The following is a 16192-nucleotide window of genomic DNA, read 5'->3' on the forward strand; positions in this document are numbered from 1 at the left end:
GAAGCAAGAGCCGTACGCTCTCTCACTTACACGGTTAAGTTTACACTCCCATAAAATCGTTCAATCTAAGGGTTTCTTCCGCAATTGCGCCCATTAGTTGAATAGGTAATTTATTTCAATTGAGAATTAACTTCATGCCTTCATGACTGGAGTTAAAGCCCAACTTTTCATAAAAACGATGGGCATCTTTACGATCTTTATCAGTAGTTAACTGTACAAGACCGCAACCTTCGGATTTTGCTATTGTAATTGCTTCCCGAAACAAAGCTTCACCAATCTTTTGCCCTCTGTAATTTTTATCAACACGCACTCCCTCAATTTGTGCCCGTTTCATTCCAAGTCTAGCTAATCCAGGGATAATTGTTAATTGCAAACACCCTATTACGATTTCATTGTTAGTAACTAATAAAATTTGATTACCACCTTGACTTTCAATTGCTGAGAAGGCATTATAATAAGCCTCTGGTAAAGGGTCTTCATATTTCTCCCGTTTTGATCCTAGTTCATCATCTGCTAGCAAACGCACTATCTCTTTTAAATCACTTTTCTTCGCCATTCTAAACTCCACTTATATCTAACCCCCTTTCTTTTTTATAAATTCTCACATAGGATTATACTTAATATGACTGATTTTTCATAATATTGGTTTGTAATCAGCATCGATTTGAAAATGTTATTAGAGTAGCTCATCATCTCATTAATCTGCTTTAAATCAAATGCGCCTTGGCGTATTTGCGCCCAGATTTTATCGAGCGCTGCTCGATCTGTGGCATCCGCTGAAGGCTTTAACTTTGTTCAGCCGGGGTTTGAACCCCCACTGAATGGAATACCAATAGGCATTCATCTCACCACTTACAGAAGTGGGAGATTTCTGCTGAATGAAGTTAAACACTTTATTTGTAATTAAAGAACTTTATTGTCAATCGACTCTAGGAGCTGAAACTGGGCACTAGAAAAGTGAAGGGTGGTCGCTTAGTAGCGACAAGCGCTGGCCGCCGAAAAACGCCACGTTCTGTGGCGTCGGTGGTTTAGGGCATCCTGTCCTTAGAGTAAAATAGGCGGTATTTAAACATATTTTCATCAAAAAAGCGCAAGAAATCAACGTTTCTAAAATTGATTTCTCGCGCTTTTTAAGGTTTCAACCAGTTTTGCCCCAGCCTCACAGTTTCTATATTTTTTGATGAAGCCCGTTGAATAAGCCACGAGATGAAACATTTAGAGCCTAACATCCACTATATCTACGTTCCCTAACCCTCTTCAATGATCACCTGTGCGGCTGCATATGCTTTCGTATGTGTAATGGATAAATGTATTCTTTTTCCTTGATCCACAGGCCTGACAATATGCGGCTTTCCTCTCTCGTCTGCGGCAATTTCAATATCCTGGAATGACAGCTGCGCCCCAATACCTGTTCCAAGCGCTTTGGCGAAAGCTTCTTTCGATGCAAACCTGCCAGCCAGGAATTCGTTTTTTCTTTTTTCAGGCAAGGTTTCATACTGTTGAAGTTCCCTGGTCGACAAAACGCGTTCGGCAAAGCGCATCTGACGCCCTCTCAGTTTTTCAATTCTCTCTATTTCAACGAGGTCCAGCCCCATTCCCAATATCATCTGAGCACTTCCCTTCTACTTTTCATCCCTGGCTATAATATAATGATAGGAGTCTCAAACAGAAAGGAGATCATCCCATGTTTGTCCGAACAGAATCTTTTCGGCAATTCATCCGTCTATACCCTGTAGTCACAGCTCTTGTAGTTATTCATATCGCTATTTTCCTTGCGATAAACTTACCACTCTTTCCGCAGCAGCTTATTTTTGAAAAACTGGCTGGCGTTAACGTATTGATCCATATGGGAGAATATTGGCGACTAGTAACACCGATTTTCGTTCATGTTGCTTTTACACATCTGCTGTTCAATTCATTCTCACTTGTTTTATTCGGGCCCGCGCTCGAACGTGCACTTGGCAAACTACAGTTCATTCTTGTTTATCTCGCATGCGGAGTTGCTGCCAATATAGCTACGCTTCTTCTGAAACCGCCCTATTACACGCATATCGGGGCAAGCGGCGCCATCTTCGGTTTGTTCGGCATCTATTTGTCCATCATTTTTTTAAAAAAAGAAGCGATGCCCCAACAAGGGAAGCAAGTGATCTTGCCGATTGCAGCGCTGGGTGTGATCATGACATTTTTCCAAGCAAATATTAACATCACTGGCCATATCTTCGGCTTGATTGCTGGCTTTTTAATCGGAACTGTTTTAATCAAAATTAGGCCTATCCGATTTCTGTAGTTCGCTCATGATGGCTATACCAAGCATAAATTTCCAATACATCCATTTGGTCCAAATGGGCGATTTCCGCATGACGGGAAGCTTCACCTGATTTTACCGATGCACTCACTGCAGCTAAATCTGCACGTTTTTGAAACCAACTGACACTTGCCTCCATTGACTGAATCCGATTTTTCTTCATGAGCATCGTGTGCTGTTCAATTGTCCTGTACCGCATTGTCAGTTGGGAACCAGTAAAATTCCAGCCTGCTGATTTATACTGAGCATATCCCCATAAAATGGCGATCGGAATCAAGATCGCTCCGAATAAACCATACGGCCAGAAAAATCCGGTGAGCACACCTGCAATGATGAAGGCGATGAGTGATTTTATAAACAGATAACGCCGTAACGAACGACTAGGAGCAGACTTAAAATCGTTTTTGAACATGTAGTCCGTCATATAGTCCTCTAATATATCTGCTATCTTGTTCCGCTTCACAACCGGAAGAAGGACCATGGAGGAACTTTCCAAATCAGTGGACGATCCTCCTGCACTCTCCAAAGATACACTTGCGTAGCCAAATGGTTGCCGAATCGGGCTCTCCTTAATCGTCAACGCTTGGATCCGGTGCAGAGGAACGGTCGTTGTTCTTTTTTCAAGTAACCCCCGCGTAATGATCAATTCATCTTTTACTTTCCTTACTGTAAAATCATTGTATTTGAAAAAGGCGATGGCAACAGACAGTAGCCAGGCGATCAAAAGAACGACGGCAACGATCCCAGAAATCAAAACCACCCCAAATTTGACCAGTTCTTGCATCTCATTGAACAATTTTTCATAAGGAATAAAGTTCTCAAACTGAAAAACGAATGCCAGGAATGCCGAAATAACAACCCCAGCCCTTCCCGAAGTTGAGGCGAGAAACAGAAGTTGTCTCGAAGTAATTTTATAAATGATATCTTCTTCCAAGCAGGCTTCCTCTACAACACTTGCCTGCATCTTATTTTTGGCGTCAGCAATGATCTTCTGTAAAGTCGCTGCATCTTCTTTTTTAATAGCAGTCAGCTCCGCTTCCGCCTTATCTCCTCCCGAACCGGCCGTTTCAACCTTCACCTTCACAAGACCAAGTGGACGATGGATAATGCTCTCAGACAAATCGAGACTTTGGATTCGGTCAAAAGGAATATATCTTTTTTTCTTCACAAAAAGCCCTTGCTCAATTCGGAGTTCGTTGTCCTCAACCCTATACGTAAACCGGAGCCAATTGATAACCATAGAAGCAATCATAAAAAGGACGAATAGTAAAAATAGGAGCTGCGGGAGCATGCTTAAAAGAGGCCCTTCTATCACAATTTTATTTTTGCCAAAAATAAAAAGGAAAATAAATGGAATGATGAGCTCTTTCAGCGAACGGACGAAATCATACAGCACAGTGATTGGATGCAGCCGTTTCGGTTCAAACATCGTCTTCAGCCACCCTTGCCAAAGCGGAAATTGAGCGACGAAGCTCCTCCGCCTCATGTATATCGACCGCTGGAATTTCGTGTACCGTAGCTGCAGTTGAGATAGAAACAGTAGCAAGATTATATTTCTTCAAAATTGGTCCCTGAGAAGTATCGACATGCTGGACCCTTACCATTGGTACAAGTGTTCGATGGATGAAAAAGACCCCGTGCTGAAGCTCAAGTTCATGCTCTGTCACTTCATACCGCCACCGCTTCCAACGGATGGTAGGGATGATAGAAATACTCAAAACCGTGATGATAAGTACTAGCCCGGATCCTGCGGCGATGATCCAAAGCGGCCAATCAAAAAAATACGTCAGCACTCCTAAGATACCAACTATAATCCATAATATCAGGGAATTAATGACTCCCATGATGCGCCATACTTTTAAACCTCGCTGTGAAATCCTTCGCGACGGTGGTCTGATCTCCATTGAATCTCCTCTTTTCTGAATGACAATTTCGCTGTAGGTTGTCTGGATATTTTAGATTTAACCTGGGGTATTCCCAGATAATTTTCAGAGTGAGATGTACTCCTTTAGGATTTCCTGTCCGTTCTACAGTTACTCTTAACTATTAGACCTTACTATCTACTCACCATATTCTAACAAAAAAACAACCGGATATCTCCGATTGTTTTTTCTACGTTTTATATTAAGGTCTACGATTTCCCGAACGACGCTGAGGTTTCCTGTGCCCTTTATAAGATGACTGGCCAGGTTTCCCTCTTCTGCCGCGTCCGCCCCGGTCTCCTCTAAAGGAATCACGCTTAGAAGGCAGCGGCTTTTCCTCTGTAATGTGGACTGGCGTTTTGTCCGGTTCTTTTGTGATTATTTTTAATGCCGCAGCAATGACTTCCACCGCATCATGTTCGTTCATTAGGTCAACAGCTGTGGATCTATATTCATCCAAGTTGCCCTCTTCAATTGTTTCATTCAATTTTTCCATTGTTACGCGTTGTTGGCCTTCGAGCGCTTCATCCCATGTAGGCGGACGCATTGGATTCATCCGTTTTTTCGTTGTTTGTTCAACGATTCGAAGATATCCCATTTCTCGCGGGCTGACGAACGTGACGGCGATCCCCTCTTTTCCGGCACGTCCCGTACGTCCGATACGGTGTACGTAGCTTTCCGGGTCCTGAGGGATATCGTAGTTATACACGTGAGTTACACCCGAAATGTCCAATCCACGTGCGGCTACGTCGGTCGCAACAAGCACATCCACTTTACCTTCTTTGAACTTACGTAAAACAGACAAGCGTTTCGCCTGGCTCAAATCGCCGTGGATTCCCTCCGCAGTGTATCCGCGAACGGTCAAAGCGTTGGACAACTCGTCCACACGGCGTTTCGTCCGGCCAAAAACAATGGCCAATTCCGGTGATTGAACATCAATCAAGCGTGAAAGAACGTCGAATTTCTCTCTTTCCGGCACTTTTACGAAAAATTGCTCGATTAATGGAACCGTCATTTCTCTTGCCTTTACTTTCACCAGTTCAGGCGATTTCATGAAACGTTCGCCAATGCGGCGGATCGGTTCCGGCATTGTGGCAGAAAAAAGCAATGTCTGTCTTTCTTCAGGAACAGTCTCCAAAATGGATTCGATATCCTCGATAAAGCCCATGTTCAACATCTCATCCGCTTCATCAAGTATGACTGTATGGACATTGCCCAATTTCAATGTACGGCGGTTAATATGGTCAAGGACACGTCCAGGCGTTCCAACGACAATTTGAGGACCTTTTTTCAACGCCCTGATTTGGCGCTGAATATCAGATCCGCCATAAACCGCAAGCACTCTGACCCGGCTGTCGATGGCAATTTTATATAGCTCCTCTGAAACCTGGATAGCCAGCTCACGCGTCGGAGCAATAATGATCCCTTGGACCGAATGATCTCTCGGATCAATTTTTTGAATCAAAGGAATTCCAAACGCCGCTGTCTTTCCAGTACCCGTCTGGGCCTGACCGATTAAATCCTTGCCTTCCATGCTGAGCGGAATTGTTTTTGCCTGTATCGGTGTAGCTTCTTCAAAGCCCATTCTATTGACTGCTTTTAAAATAGACGGACTCAAATTTAAATCTGAAAACTTCGTCAATGCTTCTCAATCTCCTTTTAAAACTTCAAGTTGAGGCAAACGCCCCACTTCTCGCGAAAACTATAAACGATGTTGCTAATTCTATCACTAAAATCTGATGGTGACAATTTCCACTCTATTGTCAGCCATCAGTTTTTTCAAAAAGGTGCCGCTAACTCTCACCTCAACCATCGATATTGAAAAATTCAGATGAGAGGTAACGGCACCTAAATGCAGGGGTGGCAGCCCCCGCCTCGAAACAATCCGCTTTATTCCTCAATTGTCAATGCTTCAACTACTTTTTCCATCTTCATGCCACGCGAAGCTTTGACAACAATGAGTTCGTTGCCAAAAATCTTTTCCTCAAGGGAGCGAATTAATTCATCCTGATTCTGGAATGAGAAAACGCGGCCCAAAGGGAATTTTTTTTCTGCACCATGCGCAATCCATTTCCCGAGCTCTCCATATGTATAAACATACTTTATTTTGGAAGGATCGATCTCTTCTCCGATTTGTTCATGGTATTCTTTTTCCTTGTCCCCAAGCTCAAGCATGTCCCCAAGCACTATAATCTTTTCCTTTTCACCGTCCATGCTTTCAAGCATCCCAATCACGGCGCGCAAGGCGGTTGGGCTTGAGTTGTAAGAATCGTTCAGAATAGTGGTTCCCTTGATTCCTTTGCGCCATTCCATTCTCATCGTAGACAGTTTTACGGAATTTAAACCGTTTTTCACATCAGCAACCTGCACCGAAAACTCCTTCGCTGCAAGCAATGCTGCCAATGCATTCATGACATTATGCTTCCCTGCAATAGGCAAAAATAGTGGCTCCTCCGAAAAAATAGATGCGGTAAATGAACTGCCTCTTTCTTCTAAAGTCCATTCTAACGGATAGGCGTCATTTTCTGTTGATTCTCCAAATGTTACCAGCCGTATGTTTTTTAGTGAAGCGGCTTTTTCCTGTAAGAGCGGCTCATTCCCCGGGTAGATAAAGAGACCGCCAGGGGCCAGACCTTCTGTAATTTCAAATTTCGCATTAGCAATTTCTTCGCGCGAGCCCAGATCAAGCAAATGAGCTTCCCCGATATTTGTAATAATGGCCACATCAGGTTGGCCAATTTTTGTCAGCAAGGATATTTCCCCCCTGCTACTCATCCCCATTTCGAGAATCGCAATCTCGGTTCTTTCTTCGAGTGCCAAAATGGTCAACGGAAGCCCAATATGATTATTAAAATTCCCTTCTGTCTTTTGAACACGGTACGTCTCACCAAGAACAGCCGCTGTTATATCTTTCGTTGTCGTTTTTCCGTTGCTGCCTGTTATTCCAACGACTTTTGCCGACAATTCATCGCGGTAAGACTTCGCCAGCTCTTGTAAGGCTAGCAGTGTATCTTTTACGATCAAAACTGGACCGTTAGTTGGCGGGTTTGGAACATCCTCCTGCCAAAAAACAGCCGCAGCTCCTTGATGAAGCGCCATTTCCGCATGCTTGTGTCCGTCAGTATGCTCTCCTTTAAAAGGAATGAACAAATTTCCTTGTAAAACTTTACGCGAATCGATGGATACGCCCTTTACAAGATGTTGTGTGTATTCAGTTATATCGTTTTCTATTTTGACCATTTTGGCTATCTGGCCAATTGTTCTTTGAATCATCGTGATCCCTTCTTTTTAAAAACTATGAATGATGTTTTGTTTTTCTTCGTAACGTTGTCTGCCCAAATCTACAAGCCGTTCAATCAACTCAGGGTATGGAACACCAGTATTTTTCCAAAGAAGCGGGAACATACTGGCTGGAGTAAAACCAGGCATTGTATTTACCTCATTGATCAGCACCCTTCCGTCTGACGTCACGAAAAAGTCCATACGTGCAAGACCTGAACAATCCAGTGCTTTATAGGCCATAAAAGCCATCTTGCGAATCTCATCGTAGCTCTTTTCAGGAATGTCAGCAGGAATCATAAGTTCAGTCGTATCATCCGCATATTTCGCTTCATAATCATAGAATTCTTTTTTAGGGACAATTTCTCCCGCAACCGAACATGCGAGTTCATCATTCCCCAGGACACCAACCTCAACTTCTCTTGCAATGACGCCTTCTTCGATAATAATCTTCCTGTCATAGCGAAAGGCATCTTCAAAGGCGGCTTCCAATTCGTCACGATTATCACATTTGCTGATTCCGACACTCGAACCAAGGTTGGCAGGTTTTACAAAGCTCGGATACCCGATTTTCTCTTCCACTAGCTTATATGCCGCTTCTCGATCTGCATCCCATGTACTGCGGATGAAAGAAACATACTCCACCTGTTCCAAACCAGCCTGTGCAAAAATATTCTTCATGACCACTTTATCCATACCAGCAGAAGAAGCAAGCACGCCATTTCCAACATATGGGATATTTAAAATTTCAAGCAGCCCCTGAACTGTTCCATCCTCTCCGTTGGGGCCATGGAGGAGCGGGAACACCATATCATAATCCGTATTTAAGGACTGAGGCATCAATTCTTTGCCGCCATTTGGAAACTGTAGTTGTTTTATATCCTGAATAGTCTCCGTAATTTGCGGACCTTGAATCCATTTTCCTTCTTTTGTAATGAAAATCGGAAAAATGTCAAATTTATTCATATCAAGTGCATGTATGACCGCTTTTGCAGTTTGCAGCGAAACTTCATGTTCAGCAGATTTTCCACCGTATAACAAACACAATTTCATTTTATTATCCTCCATCTCCATAACATCTTTTTAATTTTACCATGATTTTTAATAAAACAAAGAAGAAAAATAAAATCGTTATGGCGGACAGGACCGATTCTTCGGAAGGCTGTAATAACTGCTTTCGCGCGCTTTATTCCGTCCAATTTTATCGTATGCCTATTGAGTGTAGCTGGTGAAATTGCTTGGAATGCACAGGGGCAGACTTCACTGAATATTGGAGGTTACAGTAGGAATGTGTGCCGATGCAAGCTTGTCCGTTCTACAAATTTTTAAAGAAAAGTTCATTTATTATGCTAGAATAATATAGGCGGCTCTTTTCTATAAAGATGCCGATCACAACTTTATGGAGGTCCATCTGTCATGAAATTCGGTTTATTACCGCGCATTATACTTGCCATTGTGCTCGGTATCTTAATAGGGTTTGTCTCACCTGTTCCTTTGATACGGGGCTTCGCTACGTTCAACGGATTATTTGGGAACTTTCTAGGCTTCATCATTCCCTTGCTGATTATCGGCTTTATCATTCCAGGAATCGGCGCTATTGGAAAAGGAGCAGGAAAGCTTCTTGGTTGGACTGCAGCCATCGCATACATTTCTACAATTGGCGCTGGCCTGCTTGCGTTTATTACTGCAAAAGCACTCTATCCTTCTATTTTGGCCAACCAATCGCTAAAGAAGTTTACCAATCCAGAAGAAGCACTTTTAAAACCTTACTTTAAAATTGAGATGGAACCACTTATGGGCATCATGACTGCCCTGCTGTTATCCTTTGTCATCGGAATTGGCATTGCAGCGGTTAAAAGCGATCTGCTTTTGAATTTGTCCAATGACTTCAGAGACATCATTCATCTTGTCATCGAAAAAGTGATCATTCCTTTATTACCCATCCACATTTTAGGTATATTTGCGAATATGACCCATGCCGGCCAAGTCGGTTCTATATTGAGCATCTTTATCAAAGTTTTTGCCATGATTATTGTACTTCATATAACCTATTTAATCATTCAATATACGATTGCCGGTTCCGCGCAAAAAAGGAATCCTTTTTCTATGTTAAAAACGATGAGCCCAGCTTATTTTACAGCACTTGGAACACAGTCTTCCGCAGCTACAATTCCTGTTACTTTAAAACAGGCCAAGAAAATTATTAAACAAGAAAGAGTTGCAGATTTTACAATCCCATTGCTTGCAACAATCCACTTGTCCGGGAGTACCATTACTTTGGTTAGCTGCTCCATGGCCGTTATGTTCATGCAGGGACACAGTTATGAATTGACGACCATGCTCCCTTTCATTTTGATGCTTGGCATTACGATGGTAGCAGCACCCGGCGTTCCAGGTGGAGCCGTAATGGCTGCAATCGGCCTGTTGGAATCCATGCTTGGATTTGGCCCTGCAATGACCGCTTTAATGATCGCTCTATACATTACTCAGGACAGCTTCGGAACAGCCTGTAATGTTACAGGTGATGGAGCAATTACAGCAATCATGGATAAAATCAGCCATGATTCGGTCGAAGATGGCCGTACAGCCATGTAGCCAACAGGCCTCCTGCTAAGGGGGGCCTTTCTTTTTTGGCTAACCTATATCCTGCTGAATTCGGATCATTTTTGGTGCATTTGAATTTTCCTTCCCTTCCTCTGCTAGGATCTCCCTCTCCTCTTTGAAACTTTCATCTATAAAAAAATCCAGCCTCCCTATGAAGGTAGCTGGACCCATAAATATCTATTCCAACAATGCCTGCCATTCCCCGGCCTTCCGGTCGAGGACGAGTCTGGCATTAGGCGCATGTCTGCTTAATTGTAAATATTCCTCGTACATTTCATCCCTATCTATAAAGTCTCCGACTATCCAAATGGGCACTTCCATTTTCAACCGGTCGCCCGTCACTTTGTCAAAGGAAAATACGATTCCTTCTTTCATCTGTCCGCCCAATATCTGTATGATGTCTGCCGGAATGAAAGGTACCGGACGGTACTTTCGGCGCCCAAACAGGGTTCTTTCCCTTCCTGGACTCATTCTATTTGAAATGACCACACCAATCATGGCAAAGAAGTGTTCCCATTTTTTATAGTAAGTCTTATTGAATATACCGTCTCCCTCTGCCAAGTAAAAAAATTGATTCCCAAGCATTCTGTAAAAGGGAGGTCTCAAAGGTGATTTGATATGGCTTAAATAGAGGAATTCAGCAAGTTCCTGTCCTGTCAACTCATTCAATTCTTCCTCATCTGAAAAATCAACCCAGCAAAATTCTTCATAACGAAAAACGTCATCTTCTAGCAATTGTTCAACATTTTCACTTGTGATGAAATTCAGCCGGGTATGCATGTTATAGTAGCCATCTTCGAATTGATGTTTAAGTAATAGAAGATTTGACGGCTTTACAGGAATTCCTTTCATAAAATCGGAAAACTGAATGCCAGATGACAAGATATACCGAGCAGTATGATTCATGTGTATGTATATAATATTTCCCTCAGCTGCTTGATTTTTCAACGAGATTTCCCCCAAAAATATATTCATACAATATACCTATAATCTATATATTAACAAATATTTGTTATGACTTTTATTACATATTGACAACAAATTGATCGGATTCGTAACGACTACTTAAAAATTGGTTATGTAGTGATTAGAAAATGAACTGACACTCCGAAATCATTAAGCAATAATCAAATGGCCTTAGCGTATTTGCGCCCAGATTTCGAGCCTCCGCTCGATAAATTTCCACTGGCTTTGACTTTATTCAGCCGGGTTTGAACCCCACTGAATGGATTACCAATATGCATTCATCTCACCACTTATAGAAGTGGGAGATTTCTGCTAAATAAAGTTAAAAGAATTTAACTGAGCAAATCCAAATTTGGAAGACTTCCGTCCCGGACTTCTGATCATTGTAGCCAACGATATTCTTCACTGGCTACGCACTTTCCGGAAAAGCCCACATAAATAATGATAAAAGTTGCCTGGTATTGGGTAAAGTATGAATGAAGAAAGCTGCCTGGTAAGTATAGAATTGCTTTCAAAGGATTATTCACAATTATCATATATAGCGTCCTATGGCCCCAGCGGCATCAGGTGGCCAGCCCCCCCCTTAATAACAATTTTATGAAATGGAGGAGGTGAAGCCTTGCTGCATATATAACAGAGCAAGGCGCTCCATTGTTTGCATTGAAACTTTTACTTGTATTTTTTTTAATAGGAATAACAGCCTTTTTTGTTGCATCCGAATTCGCGATTGTAAAAATACGGAGTTCTCGGCTGGATCAACTAATTGTAGAAGGCAACAAAAAAGCATCAGTGGTCAAGCAAATCATTTCAAATTTGGATGGGTACCTGTCCGCCACCCAGTTAGGTATTACCGTTGCTTCTCTTGGTCTCGGATGGCTCGGTGAGCCGACAATCCAGATGATTTTGATGCCTTTGTTTGAAAGGTTTGAAGTGCCGAGTTCACTCACAGGAATACTATCTTTTTTAATAGCTTTTATCACAATTACATTCGTCAGTGTTATTCTCGGCGAACTGGTACCAAAAAACCTAGCCATATTCAAACCTGAAGCAGTCGCTCTTGCCGTTTCAACCCCACTTGTTTGGTTTTATAAAATTCTTTTTCCTTTCGTATGGCTTTTAAACAGGACAGCTCGTATAGTGACAAGGTTATTCGGCGTCAAATCAACATCTGAAAGCGAGGTTGCCCATTCTGAGGAAGAGCTTCGCATTATTTTATCAAACAGCTTGAAGAGCGGCGAAATTAATCAATCGGAATATCGATATGTCAATAAGATTTTCGAATTCGACAATCGGGTTGCAAAGGAAATCATGGTTCCAAGAACAGAAGTCGTGACAATCGATGAATCGGCATCCATTGAAGAAATCATGAGCACATTGAAAGAAGCACGACTGACCCGTTATCCGATAACGGAAGATGGTGACAAAGATAGAATATTAGGCGTAGTCAATATAAAAGAATTTTTAACAGATTGCATCGAGGGAAATTGCAAAGGTTCGCAACCGATTATTAACTACATCAAGCCGGAAATTAGTGTGATTGAAACGATTCCGATCCAGCGGCTTCTATTAAAAATGCAAAAAGAAAGAAGCCATATGGCTGTTCTTGTTGATGAATATGGCGGAACTGCCGGAATCGTGACAGCGGAAGATATATTAGAAGAGATTGTTGGAGAGATACGGGATGAATTCGATGATGATGAAATACCGCTAGTGAGAAGATTGGGAGATGAACATTTTCTTTTAGATTCAAAAGTATTAATCGAAGAAGTAAACGACCTATTGGGTATAGATTTACAGTGCGAAGACATTGACACAATTGGCGGATGGCTCCTAACGCAAAAATATGACCTACAGCAAGGCGACACGATCGAAGATGAGGGATACAAATTTCATGTAAAAACAATGGAAGGCAACCACATCTGTGAAGTTGAAGTGACAGCATAAAAGACAGTTTTCCATTTTATTTCCGAGGAAATGATCTATTTCGACAATCATTTCTCCCTTAATCTTGACTAAAAAAAGACATATTTCAAAGGCTATTCCACCAATTGTGCTGACGACCTGATGTAATAATGCTATACTTCTTTTAGCAATTCGTCATCTAAAAGGAGTATATTTGAATGATATCAGAATGGCTTACAGTTATTGAAAATTGGCTGATAGACTACGGAGTGCTAGGGCTAATAATCGTCTCGTTTACGGATTCCGCTTTTTCACCGATCATTCCCGATTTATTGTTAATCCCAATGGGCATTGCGGCACCCGACCAAGTTTGGTTGTATGCTTTTTACACTACTGTAGCTTCCGTTTTGGGAGCACTGCTTGGATGGTATATCGGAAAGAAACTAGGAAGGCCCATTTTACTCCGTTTTATCAAGGCGGATAAAATAGACAAAGTAGAATATTACTTTGAAAAATACGGTGCAATGGCAATTTTAATAGCAGCCTTTACCCCTGTCCCTTATAAAGTTTTCACGATTTTTTCAGGCATTTCCAAGGTGAGGATCAAGACGCTCATTTTTTGGTCTATCCTGGGAAGAGGAGGGCGCTTTTTCCTTGAGGCAGCAATTATTGCGGCCCTCGGTGTCAAAGCCAAACCCTTCATTGAAGAAAATTTTACTTTGATCACACTCGGCATTGGCGGGCTTGCGGTTATCTCCTTCATTATATATCGCTTGATCCTTAGCAGAAGAAAAGCAGCAACAACCAAATAAAACAACAATGCGGGCCAGTACAATGTACCAGCCCGCTTCGTTTTTTATTCTACATGGTATTCTGTATACCCTGGAACAGCCTGTACTTCATCGAGAACTTTGAAAAGTTCCAGCCGAGATTTCGTAACTGAAATATCTACTCCCAGTTCAGCAAGACTATCCATAAATTTTTCGAGTTGTTCATGATCTCTATGCAAAAAGACCACCCCATTTAAGATTTAACATCTTATACTTATTTTAACGCACTTTTCAACTGATTTGAATCGCTTTCAGAAAAAAATAAAAAATATGTGTCCAAAATTAAAACAATCTTGTTCAATATTCCCTGTTTTTCAAACAATAAACTTCCTTTCGAGAATATTATGATAGAAAATGCTCGTTTATCGACACACAACTCGGAGTGAGATAATGGATGCCTTCCTTTCGGAAAAATACTGGCCAAGCTCTACAGAAAAGTGTCCTTTGGCTACAGAGTAATTGGCCAAGTCAACGACATCCTGTCACTTCACTTGCACTAGAATTCCTGTGTGTCACAGTCGGGCGATACAACGGCATCTGTTGCTTTTTCTGCACGAATCCTTCCTGTACAGAGACACTAAACGGACGTAGCGTGATGATCTTTTAGGAGTTTTATGCACTAAACAATGAAAACAGGCCTTCCTATTTGGAAGTACCTGCAGGGTAATTCAGTTCCAACCGGAAAGATCTTCTTGAGTTGTACCATTTAGTTTCTTCACTTCACCTTTTACCTTGTCCAAAGTTAACACAAACTTTCTTTCATCTGAATCTCTCATAGGAAGGCCTGCTCTCTTAATAAAAAAACATGTCAAATCGTTGATTTCTTGTCAGAAAATGTGAAAGACCGTAAAAAGTCGATCCCCTTTCTTTTCTTTCGGTTCCGGGCATTTTCCATCATGTCAAATAGTTGTTGATCCCGTTCCCGATCTTCAATTTTTTCTGTTAGCCGTTCCACCTGGAGCGCAAGCTTCTTATTGATTTCAGCCAGATTCGTCTGTTGCTCCTCTAACAGAGTGATTTTTTCACAAAGCTTGTCAATGTTCAATTTCGCGTCTTGCTCTTCAGGAACAGCCACCAGGACTTCTATCTTTCCCGATTGGCCTGCGGTTATTTCAGCCGCCTGATCCACTGTCATTCCATCCCTTGTCATTCTTTCGATCATTTCCTGAATCTGTGAAATATCCTTCTCCCTGAAAATCCGCCCATTATTCGGACCACGCTCAAAATAGTATCCTTTGGATTCTAACACAACAGCATAATTTCTGAGGGTACTGACCCCTAATCCCAACTCCATGGCTGCCCCGGAAGTATACAACACTTTTTCCATCTCCGACCCTCCCCAGATTTGGTTGTACTAATAATATTCCACTAAACAGAGGGCTTGACCTGCCTCTAATAATGTAGATTGAAAGGGAGACATGTCTTTCGTTTTACAATTTTTTTATGGAGCAGTTTTTACGTCTAGAAAAGTTATGAATGACCTTTACCTATAAGATCAAATACCCTTGGCGTATTTGCGCCCGGATTTTATCGAGTTCCACTCGATACATTTCCTCTGAAAATCTGTGGCATCCGCCAAAGACTTTAACTTATTCAGCCGGGGGTTGAACAACCACTGAATGAAATACTAATATACACTCATCTCACCACCTACAGAAGTGGGAGTTCTGCCGAATGAAGTTAAAATCCCCTAAGACATTAACTTTCATTACTTCATCATCGACAAAAACCAGACAGCATGGTTTTGTTCATCTGCAGCGGCTCGACGAAACAGATGCTGAATATATGGATGTTGTGCTTTATCAGCAATTTCATGGTAAAAATCGACTGTTTCTTGTTCATCCTCGAACGCGAATTTTAAACCATCTGTAAAATTGTTTGGACATTTTTTTGTGACTTTGGGATCAGGCTGTTGATTCATCATAAGCATATAAATAGCTGAAATATAATGGAAATGACGGATTTCATCATTTCGGATTTCACGTATGATCTTTTTTTCCCTCTCTGAAGGTGCCATTTCTATCAACTTTCCGTAACAGGCAATAGCACTGTATTCACCATTAACCGCGTTAGCAATATCCCTTTCCAGCCTTTGATCAATAGTAAACTCCATAAAAATCCCTCCCCATTTTTCAACTATCGTATGCTGGACAGCTAGGATGGTGATTAAGATGAAGTTCCCTTATACCGCAAGATGAGCCCAATACCAAAGAACACACTGAAAAAAAGGCAGTGAAAATTCACCAGGTCCTAATAGAGCATAGCTAAGGAAATATTGTCTAAAAAAACCGTACTGTCCGAGTAAAAGAGATACTGTTCAAAAAAGCGGAATACTGTCTAGAAAAAAGAAATACACTCCACTTAGACCGACATACCGCCCCAAA

General features: G+C 41.7%; 15 protein-coding genes. 4 read left to right on the forward strand and 11 right to left on the reverse strand.

The features are described 5' to 3' along the window. Positions 1-115: 115 nt before the first annotated feature. Positions 116-556 (reverse strand): GNAT family N-acetyltransferase, encoded by a 441-nt coding sequence (locus D5F11_RS18685; RefSeq protein ID WP_185830791.1) that lies wholly within the window; start codon positions 554-556, stop codon positions 116-118. Positions 557-1247: 691 nt separating this feature from the next. After that, on the reverse strand, positions 1248-1607 hold the full coding sequence (acpS, locus tag D5F11_RS18690; RefSeq protein WP_120119269.1) for a holo-ACP synthase: 360 nt from the start codon (positions 1605-1607) through the stop codon (positions 1248-1250). 77 nt (positions 1608-1684) lie between these two features. Between acpS and D5F11_RS18695 the strand changes: the two genes are divergently transcribed. Beyond that, the gene (locus D5F11_RS18695) at positions 1685-2287 is read left to right on the forward strand and encodes a rhomboid family intramembrane serine protease (RefSeq protein WP_120119270.1); all 603 of its coding nucleotides are present in this window, start codon (positions 1685-1687) and stop codon (positions 2285-2287) included. Here the strand turns inward: D5F11_RS18695 and D5F11_RS18700 are convergent. From D5F11_RS18700 to D5F11_RS18720, 5 genes are all read right to left on the reverse strand, one after another. Further along, entirely contained in the window at positions 2271-3734 is a 1464-nt protein-coding gene (locus tag D5F11_RS18700; protein WP_120119271.1) for a PH domain-containing protein, read from the reverse strand. The two genes, D5F11_RS18695 and D5F11_RS18700, sit on opposite strands and share 17 nt — an antisense overlap. Next, positions 3727-4209 (reverse strand): PH domain-containing protein, encoded by a 483-nt coding sequence (locus tag D5F11_RS18705; RefSeq protein WP_120119272.1) that lies wholly within the window; start codon positions 4207-4209, stop codon positions 3727-3729. Before D5F11_RS18705 ends, D5F11_RS18700 begins: the two co-directional genes overlap by 8 nt. A 220-nt stretch (positions 4210-4429) precedes the next feature. Then, positions 4430-5869 carry a degradosome RNA helicase CshA gene (gene cshA, locus D5F11_RS18710; protein ID WP_120119273.1) on the reverse strand — a complete coding sequence of 480 codons (1440 nt, stop codon included), beginning with the start codon at positions 5867-5869 and terminating at the stop codon, positions 4430-4432. Positions 5870-6117: 248 nt separating this feature from the next. Continuing rightward, positions 6118-7500: a UDP-N-acetylmuramoyl-tripeptide--D-alanyl-D-alanine ligase gene (locus tag D5F11_RS18715; RefSeq protein WP_120119274.1), complete on the reverse strand. Its 1383-nt coding sequence runs from the start codon at positions 7498-7500 to the stop codon at positions 6118-6120. A 15-nt stretch (positions 7501-7515) separates the two neighbouring features. After that, positions 7516-8574 carry a D-alanine--D-alanine ligase gene (locus D5F11_RS18720; RefSeq protein WP_120119275.1) on the reverse strand — a complete coding sequence of 353 codons (1059 nt, stop codon included), beginning with the start codon at positions 8572-8574 and terminating at the stop codon, positions 7516-7518. Positions 8575-8922: 348 nt separating this feature from the next. Here D5F11_RS18720 and D5F11_RS18725 point away from each other — a divergent pair, with 348 nt between their 5' ends. Beyond that, complete coding sequence (locus D5F11_RS18725; RefSeq protein ID WP_120119276.1) at positions 8923-10101, forward strand: dicarboxylate/amino acid:cation symporter; 1179 nt, start codon at positions 8923-8925, stop codon at positions 10099-10101. A gap of 186 nt (positions 10102-10287) precedes the next feature. Here D5F11_RS18725 and D5F11_RS18730 read toward each other — a convergent pair whose 3' ends face one another. Then, positions 10288-11058 carry a hypothetical protein gene (locus D5F11_RS18730; protein ID WP_120119277.1) on the reverse strand — a complete coding sequence of 257 codons (771 nt, stop codon included), beginning with the start codon at positions 11056-11058 and terminating at the stop codon, positions 10288-10290. Positions 11059-11727: 669 nt separating this feature from the next. Here D5F11_RS18730 and D5F11_RS18735 point away from each other — a divergent pair. Beyond that, positions 11728-13020, forward strand: coding sequence for a hemolysin family protein (locus D5F11_RS18735; protein ID WP_120119278.1), 1293 nt, complete (start codon positions 11728-11730; stop codon positions 13018-13020). Between the two features lie 179 nt (positions 13021-13199). Then, positions 13200-13790 (forward strand): YqaA family protein, encoded by a 591-nt coding sequence (locus D5F11_RS18740; RefSeq protein ID WP_120119288.1) that lies wholly within the window; start codon positions 13200-13202, stop codon positions 13788-13790. 44 nt (positions 13791-13834) lie between these two features. Here D5F11_RS18740 and D5F11_RS26720 read toward each other — a convergent pair whose 3' ends face one another. The 3 genes from D5F11_RS26720 to D5F11_RS18750 form a co-directional block, all read right to left on the reverse strand. Beyond that, a complete protein-coding gene (locus D5F11_RS26720) occupies positions 13835-13987 on the reverse strand; it encodes an Lmo0850 family protein (RefSeq protein WP_185830785.1) in 153 nt (50 codons plus the stop codon). A gap of 629 nt (positions 13988-14616) precedes the next feature. Then, on the reverse strand, positions 14617-15135 hold the full coding sequence (locus D5F11_RS18745; protein ID WP_120119279.1) for a MerR family transcriptional regulator: 519 nt from the start codon (positions 15133-15135) through the stop codon (positions 14617-14619). 381 nt (positions 15136-15516) lie between these two features. Further along, positions 15517-15921: a ferritin-like domain-containing protein gene (locus D5F11_RS18750; protein WP_120119280.1), complete on the reverse strand. Its 405-nt coding sequence runs from the start codon at positions 15919-15921 to the stop codon at positions 15517-15519. Positions 15922-16192: the final 271 nt, after the last annotated feature.

It is taken from the genome of Siminovitchia terrae, assembly GCF_003605405.2.
Taxonomy (GTDB): domain Bacteria; phylum Bacillota; class Bacilli; order Bacillales; family Bacillaceae_C; genus Siminovitchia; species Siminovitchia terrae.

Excerpts from the sequence above, each read along its gene's own strand:
- acpS (WP_120119269.1), bottom strand. The coding sequence starts at position 1,607 with ATGATATTGGGAATGGGGCTGGACCTCGTTGAAATAGAGAGAATTGAA.
- D5F11_RS18695 (WP_120119270.1), top strand. The coding sequence starts at position 1,685 with ATGTTTGTCCGAACAGAATCTTTTCGGCAATTCATCCGTCTATACCCT.
- D5F11_RS18750 (WP_120119280.1), bottom strand. The coding sequence starts at position 15,921 with ATGGAGTTTACTATTGATCAAAGGCTGGAAAGGGATATTGCTAACGCG.
- D5F11_RS18745 (WP_120119279.1), bottom strand. The coding sequence starts at position 15,135 with ATGGAAAAAGTGTTGTATACTTCCGGGGCAGCCATGGAGTTGGGATTA.
- D5F11_RS18725 (WP_120119276.1), top strand. The coding sequence starts at position 8,923 with ATGAAATTCGGTTTATTACCGCGCATTATACTTGCCATTGTGCTCGGT.
- D5F11_RS18685 (WP_185830791.1), bottom strand. The coding sequence starts at position 556 with ATGGCGAAGAAAAGTGATTTAAAAGAGATAGTGCGTTTGCTAGCAGAT.
- D5F11_RS18700 (WP_120119271.1), bottom strand. The coding sequence starts at position 3,734 with ATGTTTGAACCGAAACGGCTGCATCCAATCACTGTGCTGTATGATTTC.
- D5F11_RS18715 (WP_120119274.1), bottom strand. The coding sequence starts at position 7,500 with ATGATTCAAAGAACAATTGGCCAGATAGCCAAAATGGTCAAAATAGAA.
- D5F11_RS18705 (WP_120119272.1), bottom strand. The coding sequence starts at position 4,209 with ATGGAGATCAGACCACCGTCGCGAAGGATTTCACAGCGAGGTTTAAAA.
- D5F11_RS18720 (WP_120119275.1), bottom strand. The coding sequence starts at position 8,574 with ATGGAGGATAATAAAATGAAATTGTGTTTGTTATACGGTGGAAAATCT.